Genomic DNA, 7,400 nt, shown 5'->3' with positions numbered 1-7,400 from the left:
CTTGGCATCCCGACGTTGACGAGTTCCCGATTGCCATTCCCGATATCGGGTCATGTGCTATACGTCCTAACTTTTCTGTCTTGTGCTATATCTGGGTTCCGAACAGAATAAGGGCGGGTTCCGTGAGTTGGCGGGTTTTTACCGGGGCGTTACATAAGAAGGGCGGGTTCCGTAAGTTGCCGGGTTTTTACCGGGGCGTTACATAAGAAGAAGGGCGGGTTCCTTAAGTTGCCGGGTTTTTACCGTAGGTGAGGGCGGGTTCCGTAAGTTGCCGGGTTTTTACCGTAGGTGAGGGCGGGTTCCGTAAGTTGCCGGGTTTTTACCGGGGCGTTATATAAGAAGGGCGGGTTCCGTAAGTTGGCGGGTTTTTACCGGGGTGTTACATAAGAAGGGCGGGTTCCGTAAGTTGGCGGGTTTTTACCGGGGCGGATCTAGCACCCGCCCCTACCAGCCGCCCCTATCATTGGTAGTTATTTAGTCGTGGCGTTGTTGCAATTGTAGACGAATGGCGGCGTGGACGGTGCGAGTAATTGGGTAAAAATAGGCTAATACTAACCCCATTGATAAAAAGGCAATGGGAATGGGACCTACCATCAGGCGAATTGCCCATAATACGGATTCGGGTTGGCTGATTGCTTCTTTGGAACCGGCTGTGGCTAACAGTCCAGCATGGCTGAGAATTTGTCCGACAATAAATAGGGATAGGGCAATTCCTAGTTTTTGTAACATTACCATAAAACTGTAAAAAATGCCTTCCCGTCGCTGTCCGGTGTTGAGTTCATCGAGATCGACAACATCGGGTAAAATTGACCAGGGGACTAGGTGGGCGGTAGCTATTCCAAATCCAGCGATCGCACCTAAACCATACATGGTCAGCATTTGTCCGGGTTGCAGCATAAATAGTCCGACTCCGGCTAACATGGTGAAGGGAATGCCTAAACAATAGACGGTTTTTTTGTCTACTTTTTGGGCGATCGCATTCCAGAAAGCCATACCCAGTAAGGATACCCCTTGCACTAATAATGCCATTTGGGTTAAGTGGCGATCGGCTAGTTGCATATAATCTACTATAAAATAGGGTAGAATAGCAACGGTTACCTGTACTCCCAACCAGGAACATAAATAAATCCCAATGGCATAAAGAAAGGGTTTGTTACTAAAGGCAATGCGAATTTGTTGTAAAAATGGTAATGATGGAGGTCGGGTGATTGCCAATCGTTTAGCTTCTTGTTTAAAGTAGCGTTTACTGGTTCCGAAAACACATATATAGACAGATATCATCGCCATTAATCCCCCCAAACTACCCAATAAAGGATATCGCAATTGGGGAGATTCAAATAATCCAAATAAAACCTGGGCTAACACTAAAGTAAATAGACTTCCGCCAATTTTAAAAGCTGATTGAAAGCTGATTAAACTGGTACGTTCGTCATAGTCTTGGGTAAGTTCAGCCGCCAAAGCACCGAGGGGAAGAAATACGGCGGTAAATGCGGTATAAAATAGGATGGTAATCAAGCCATAATAGCCGAATAGTAGCCAGCCACTAACAGGAGGTACAACCCAATGCAGGAAAAAGCAGATACCCAAAGGAATAGAAGCTACTATCATCCAAGGGTAACGCCTTCCCCAACGAGACTGGGTGCGATCGCTTAACCAACCAATCATCGGATCACTGATAGCATCCCATCCTTTACCAAGTAATAATACACTACCTGCTAAACCTGCATCAAGTCCCGCAATATTAGTCAAGAAAAACAGCAAAAAGAAGACTTGCATACAGCCGGGAATAGCACCGCCAAAATCTCCCATTGCATAGGCGGCTTTAGTGCGAATAGCCAGATGATCACTATGGTAGTCGGTAGCTTGAAAGCGATCGCTGAGTTGAACAAGTGCCGTCTTGGCTTGTTGTCGAGAAAGGCGGATCATAGTTTAGGATTTATCTACAGGTAATTCTCGGATTGATTGATAATAGCATATATACATTGAGTTAGCATTGACTTCAGGAAATCATGTTAATTATTAATTATTAATTATTAATTATTAATTATCTGAAAAGCAAGTCGCGCCGCCCCTATAGTACCCGCCTGATTTCCTAATTCGGCGGTCAAAATTTGTAGCCCTTCCCGAGAAGTGGGTAAAACTCGGCGTTGAATTTCCTCCCAGAGGGTTGGTAAAAATAGATTCGCCGCCGCACTAATACCACCGCCTAAAATGACCGCTTCTGGAGTCAAAACATAAATTAAACTAGCTAAACCCGCCCCTAACCGTCGCCCATATTCTTCCCAATAGGCTAAGGCTTGGGAATCACCTGCGATCGCCTTTTCAGCTAGGTCAGAAGGGTGATCACCCGTTTCTCGGCGGATAGCTTGTACAGAGACATATTGTTCCAGAGAACCCTGATTTCCGCTATTACAAGGGGGTCCATCGGGGTTCAAAGTAATTAATCCCAACTCCCCCGCCGCGCCGCGATGACCCACAAATAACTGACGATTGAGGATAATCGCCCCGCCAACTCCTGTCCCCAGAGTTAACATAATCAGATTATCAAAATTTCGTCCCGCCCCTAACCAGGCTTCCCCCAACCCCGCACAATTAGCATCATTAGCCATGATTACTGGCTTTTGGGTTTTTTCTTCCAGCCAGTCTGCTAAGGGAACATCCCGCCAATTCTCTAGGTTAATGGCTACCTGGGAGATCCGCCCCGTCCCATCTACTGGTCCCGGTAAACCCACCCCGATCGCCGCCCAAGACTCGACAGGGGCTGTTATTTGTGATATAGCGTTTAGTATTGCTGCCAACAAAGCTTCCGGGGTAGCGGGTTGTGGAGTTGCCACCGTCAGGGATTGGTTACAGGAACCGTCCGCCTCAAACAGTCCCAGTTTAATCGCCGTCCCCCCTAAATCAATACCAATGACCTGAGCGGATTTTGGTTTCATTCTACTTCGTCGCGTTCTATGCTGCTAGTATAAATGGGTTCGACGCGAATCCCCATAATACTAGAGGGACGAACTACCAGATACTCACCTTCAATGGTTTTAATCGGGACATTGAGAAAATCGGTATCAGTGTGCTTAGGAATCAGAACTTTAGTGTACCAGGTCTGAAAATCCTGGATCGTCCTGAACCGGACCTCTTCCCGGTGTCCCCCCTGAATCAAAAGATGAACCGCGTATGAACTAGGTTTAGGCATAAGGATGTTTGGGATAATAAGGGATTGTTAGACTATTTTCTCATTAATGAGGGCGATCGGTCAATCCATCAGTAACGATACACCAATATCAGCCAGAAGATGAAATAAGTTCACCACCATCAGTATTTAATCAGTTCCCTGACATCAGCCTTGTCTTTACTGATTATAGATGATTCAGGAAATTGTGATCACAACTCATGGCTGATTGGTAGAACCTCGAAATTGGGTAATTTAGGCTATTGTTAATGGCTAGGTGGTGGAATTAGACACATTTTTTCATATACTGTTATTGGATTGTTAAAAAGAGGATTAATTTAGATATGTATACACTGATAATCATGGGAGTTTTCTCGTCATGTCTACAATCATTATTACTGGTTGTTAGTTGATTTTCCGGTTCTAGGGTAGTAGTACGATCGCACTTGTCAAGTTCAGTCTGAACATTTAGGCGGGAGTTGAGATTGTACCCTGGCATTGATTACAGTGAGCGATCGCCCATAATTGGGCATCGGATCTAAAATTAGGCTGATGATGTTCAGTTAAATTTAAGTCTAAGTTATGATTTTTAAGCGCCAGGAAGTGGCGTTTAGGCCTGTGGAGACGATGGGAGACCCCAGCTATAAACTAATAGCCGGGGGAATTGTCGGAGAAGCAGGAAGCCTACAGCCAATGCGTCAGCCTGTTCTGACCCAGGTGGTGGTAGGGTACTTCACAGATAACCGAATAACGGATAGTTAAGAGATATGCCGCGACGCAACGACCTAAAAAAAATTCTGCTGCTGGGTTCGGGTCCCATTGTAATCGGACAAGCCTGCGAGTTCGACTATTCAGGGACTCAAGCCTGTAAAGCCCTACGAGAAGAAGGATATGATGTAGTTCTGGTCAACTCTAACCCAGCCACAATCATGACCGACCCAGAGACGGCCCGGCGGACATACATTGAACCATTAACCCCAGAAATTGTCGAAAAAGTAATCGAGGCGGAACGTCCCGACGCTTTATTACCAACCATGGGGGGTCAGACAGCGTTAAATATTGCCGTAGCTTTGTCGAAAAATGGGGTCTTAGACAAATACGGAGTTGAACTGATTGGCGCTAAATTAGATGCGATTGAAAAAGCCGAAGATCGTCTCCTGTTCAAACAGGCGATGGAGAAAATTGGGGTAGCCTGCTGTCCGTCAGGTATTGCGAATAACCTCAATGAAGCCAGGGCGATCGCAGAGCAAATTGGGACTTATCCGCTGATTATTCGTCCCGCCTTCACTATGGGGGGTACAGGGGGCGGTATTGCTTATAATCAGGAAGAATACGAGGAATTGGCGATGGGTGGGTTGGACGCTTCCCCCATGTCCCAGATTTTAGTCGAACAGTCTTTAATTGGCTGGAAAGAATACGAGTTAGAGGTAATGCGGGATTTGGCGGATAATGTGGTGATTATCTGTTCCATTGAAAACCTCGACCCTATGGGGGTTCATACTGGGGATTCTATTACGGTCGCTCCGGCGCAAACCCTCACGGATAAGGAATATCAACGATTGCGGGATGCGGCGATTAAAATTATCCGCGAAATTGGGGTAGAAACAGGGGGTTCTAACATTCAGTTTTCCGTGAACCCGGTTAATGGGGATGTGATTGTCATTGAAATGAACCCCCGTGTGAGTCGGTCTTCGGCTTTGGCTTCTAAGGCGACTGGGTTCCCTATTGCTAAGTTTGCGGCAAAATTGTCTGTGGGTTATACCCTCGATGAAATTAGCAATGATATCACCAAAAAAACTCCGGCTTCTTTTGAACCAACTATTGATTATGTGGTAACAAAGATTCCCCGGTTTACTTTTGAGAAGTTCCCAGGTGCTGAACCAGTATTGACTACCCAAATGAAATCGGTGGGTGAGGCGATGGCTATTGGTGGCACTTTCTGCGAGTCCTTCCAAAAAGCTATGCGATCGCTAGAAACGGGTTTAGCGGGTTGGGGACTTAATACCAACGAAAAAGTCCCCAGTTTAGATACGATCCGTTCGGGTTTGAGAACTCCTAACCCTGACCGAATGATAACACTCCGCTATGGGATGTTATTGGGAATGTCGGTAGAGGAGATTTATGAGTTAACCGGGATTGACCCTTGGTTTTTGGATAAGTTGCAGCAATTGCTGGAGACGGAGAAATTCTTAAAACGCACTCCTGTGACAGAAATTAATCATGACGATATGCTGGCGATTAAGCGCCAAGGTTTTAGCGATCGCCAAATTGCTTTTGCAAGTCAAACCACCGAAGATGAAGTCCGTAAATATCGTAAGGGTTTAGGGGTCAAACCTGCCTATAAAATGGTGGATACCTGCGCCGCCGAATTTGAGTCTACCACCCCTTACTATTACTCTACCTATTGGGAAGAGGACGAAATGATCCCCTCCGACCGCCCCAAAGTCATGATTCTCGGCGGCGGACCTAACCGCATTGGTCAGGGGATTGAGTTTGACTATTGTTGCTGTCACGCCTCCTATTCTTTGCGCGATGATGGCTATATCACCATTATGGTTAACTCCAACCCGGAGACGGTTTCCACGGACTACGACACCAGCGATCGCCTTTATTTTGAACCCTTGACCAAGGAGGATGTTTTTAATATCATCGAGGCGGAAGAACCACTAGGTATTGTCATTCAGTTTGGCGGTCAGACTCCCTTAAAACTAGCCGTCCCCCTGGAAAAAGCCTTGTCAGAATCCACCCTAAAAACTAAAATTTGGGGGACTAGCCCTGACTCTATTGATACCGCTGAGGACCGGGAACGCTTCGAGAAAATTCTCCGGGAGTTGAATATTCAACAGGCGGCGAATGGAATGGCTCGCAGCTATGAGGAGGCTCTCGCGGTGGCGGGTCGTATCGGTTATCCGGTGGTCGTGCGTCCTTCCTATGTGTTGGGGGGTCGCGCCATGGAAATCGTCTATTCTGATGAGGAATTGGAACGATATATGACCTTTGCGGTGCTGGTGGAACCGGATCACCCGATTTTGGTTGATAAGTTCCTGGAAAATGCCGTTGAGGTCGATGTTGATGCGATCGCTGACCATACCGGAAATGTCGTCATCGGTGGGATTATGGAACATATCGAACAGGCGGGGATTCACTCCGGGGACTCCGCTTGTTCCATTCCTACCCAAACTCTATCAGAAACCGTCCTCGCTACCATACGCCGCCAGACTATTCAATTAGCCAAGGCTTTGAATGTGGTGGGTCTGATGAACATTCAGTTTGCGGTACAAGGTGAACAGGTTTATATTCTGGAGGCTAACCCCCGCGCTTCCCGGACTGTTCCCTTTGTGTCTAAGGCGATCGGTATTCCTTTGGCGAAAATGGCTTCCCGCGTCATGTCTGGCAAGACTTTGGCAGAGTTGGGATATACTCAGGAGAAAATTCCCGATTATGTCTCGGTGAAAGAGGCGGTTTTACCTTTTGCTAAGTTCCCAGGTACGGATGTCCTCCTCGGTCCCGAAATGCGATCGACCGGAGAAGTTATGGGAATTGATACCGAATTCGGACGCGCCTTTGCTAAAGCCGAATTGGCGGCGGGTCAGGTGATACCCATGTCGGGGACGGTGTTTGTCTCTGTCAATGACCGCGATAAAGAAGCGATCGTTCCTGTGGTTCAAGATTTCCTGGATCTCGGCTTTAAGGTGACTGCTACCATCAACACTCGCAAGGTGTTATGGGAACATGGGGTTAAGGTTGACCTAGAGTTGAAACTCCATGAGGGTCGCCCTAATGTATTGGATGCTATTAAAAATCACGCGGTACAATTGGCGATTATCACGCCTTCGGGGTCGGAAGCACGCGCTGATGGGATTATGATTCGGCGATCGGCTTTGGCTTACAAGGTCCCGATTATTACCACTATCGCTGGCGCTAAAGCCACCATATCCGCTTTGCGATCGCTCCAGAAACACCCCCTAGATGTTAAAGCCCTTCAAGACTATTACATTTAAAATAGTCTCGCTCTAGGGCTAATGGGCGGGTTTAGACGGTTGGCGGATTGTTCCCCAAAACCGTCGGGTGTGTCGCATCCGACCAGTTACCGGGGAAACCGACCAACTAGGGATGGCGACGCACCACCAAAACCGCCGTGGGGAAAGGGCGGGTGTATATAATTGGCTGGTGTGTTCCATGGCTGACTGCTGCACCCGCCCCTACATTACATTGGGCGCGTTATTCGAGGTCG

At 47.4% G+C, this 7,400-nt stretch carries 7 protein-coding genes; 2 read left to right on the top strand and 5 right to left on the bottom strand.

Translation table 11 applies throughout. The features are described 5' to 3' along the window. Positions 1 to 474 precede the first annotated feature (474 nt). The 4 genes from P5674_RS22190 to P5674_RS22175 all read right to left on the bottom strand — a co-directional run bounded on the left by P5674_RS22190 (position 475) and on the right by P5674_RS22175 (position 3,665). The gene (locus tag P5674_RS22190) at positions 475 to 1,926 is read right to left on the bottom strand and encodes an MFS transporter (RefSeq protein ID WP_006616858.1); all 1,452 of its coding nucleotides are present in this window, start codon (positions 1,924 to 1,926) and stop codon (positions 475 to 477) included. A 107-nt stretch (positions 1,927 to 2,033) separates the two neighbouring features. Further along, positions 2,034 to 2,936 carry an ROK family protein gene (locus P5674_RS22185; RefSeq protein WP_006616857.1) on the bottom strand — a complete coding sequence of 301 codons (903 nt, stop codon included), beginning with the start codon at positions 2,934 to 2,936 and terminating at the stop codon, positions 2,034 to 2,036. Then, positions 2,933 to 3,190, bottom strand: coding sequence for a hypothetical protein (locus P5674_RS22180; RefSeq protein ID WP_006616856.1), 258 nt, complete (start codon positions 3,188 to 3,190; stop codon positions 2,933 to 2,935). Before P5674_RS22180 ends, P5674_RS22185 begins: the two co-directional genes overlap by 4 nt. Before the next feature lie 286 nt (positions 3,191 to 3,476). Continuing rightward, complete coding sequence (locus tag P5674_RS22175) at positions 3,477 to 3,665, bottom strand: hypothetical protein (RefSeq protein WP_006623268.1); 189 nt, start codon at positions 3,663 to 3,665, stop codon at positions 3,477 to 3,479. An 83-nt stretch (positions 3,666 to 3,748) separates the two neighbouring features. Here P5674_RS22175 and P5674_RS22170 point away from each other — a divergent pair, with 83 nt between their 5' ends. Both P5674_RS22170 and carB read left to right on the top strand, forming a co-directional pair. Then, positions 3,749 to 3,928, top strand: coding sequence for a hypothetical protein (locus P5674_RS22170; RefSeq protein ID WP_035738108.1), 180 nt, complete (start codon positions 3,749 to 3,751; stop codon positions 3,926 to 3,928). 5 nt (positions 3,929 to 3,933) lie between these two features. Further along, entirely contained in the window at positions 3,934 to 7,167 is a 3,234-nt protein-coding gene (carB, locus tag P5674_RS22165; protein ID WP_315670286.1) for a carbamoyl-phosphate synthase large subunit, read from the top strand. An 18-nt stretch (positions 7,168 to 7,185) separates the two neighbouring features. On the opposite strand, the gene P5674_RS22160 is transcribed toward carB, so the two are convergent. Beyond that, positions 7,186 to 7,347: a hypothetical protein gene (locus P5674_RS22160; protein WP_158307564.1), complete on the bottom strand. Its 162-nt coding sequence runs from the start codon at positions 7,345 to 7,347 to the stop codon at positions 7,186 to 7,188. Between the last annotated feature and the right edge of the window lie 53 nt (positions 7,348 to 7,400).

This window comes from Limnospira sp. PMC 289.06 (genome assembly GCF_032350395.1).
In the GTDB taxonomy this organism is placed as follows: domain Bacteria; phylum Cyanobacteriota; class Cyanobacteriia; order Cyanobacteriales; family Microcoleaceae; genus Limnospira; species Limnospira platensis.
The sequence above is the reverse complement of the archived record's forward strand: the minus strand, read 5'-3'. Positions and strand labels throughout refer to the sequence as shown.

Excerpts from the sequence above, each read along its gene's own strand:
- P5674_RS22190 (WP_006616858.1), bottom strand. The coding sequence starts at position 1,926 with ATGATCCGCCTTTCTCGACAACAAGCCAAGACGGCACTTGTTCAACTC.
- P5674_RS22185 (WP_006616857.1), bottom strand. The coding sequence starts at position 2,936 with ATGAAACCAAAATCCGCTCAGGTCATTGGTATTGATTTAGGGGGGACG.
- P5674_RS22180 (WP_006616856.1), bottom strand. The coding sequence starts at position 3,190 with ATGCCTAAACCTAGTTCATACGCGGTTCATCTTTTGATTCAGGGGGGA.
- P5674_RS22175 (WP_006623268.1), bottom strand. The coding sequence starts at position 3,665 with ATGCCAGGGTACAATCTCAACTCCCGCCTAAATGTTCAGACTGAACTT.
- P5674_RS22170 (WP_035738108.1), top strand. The coding sequence starts at position 3,749 with ATGATTTTTAAGCGCCAGGAAGTGGCGTTTAGGCCTGTGGAGACGATG.
- carB (WP_315670286.1), top strand. The coding sequence starts at position 3,934 with ATGCCGCGACGCAACGACCTAAAAAAAATTCTGCTGCTGGGTTCGGGT.
- P5674_RS22160 (WP_158307564.1), bottom strand. The coding sequence starts at position 7,347 with ATGGAACACACCAGCCAATTATATACACCCGCCCTTTCCCCACGGCGG.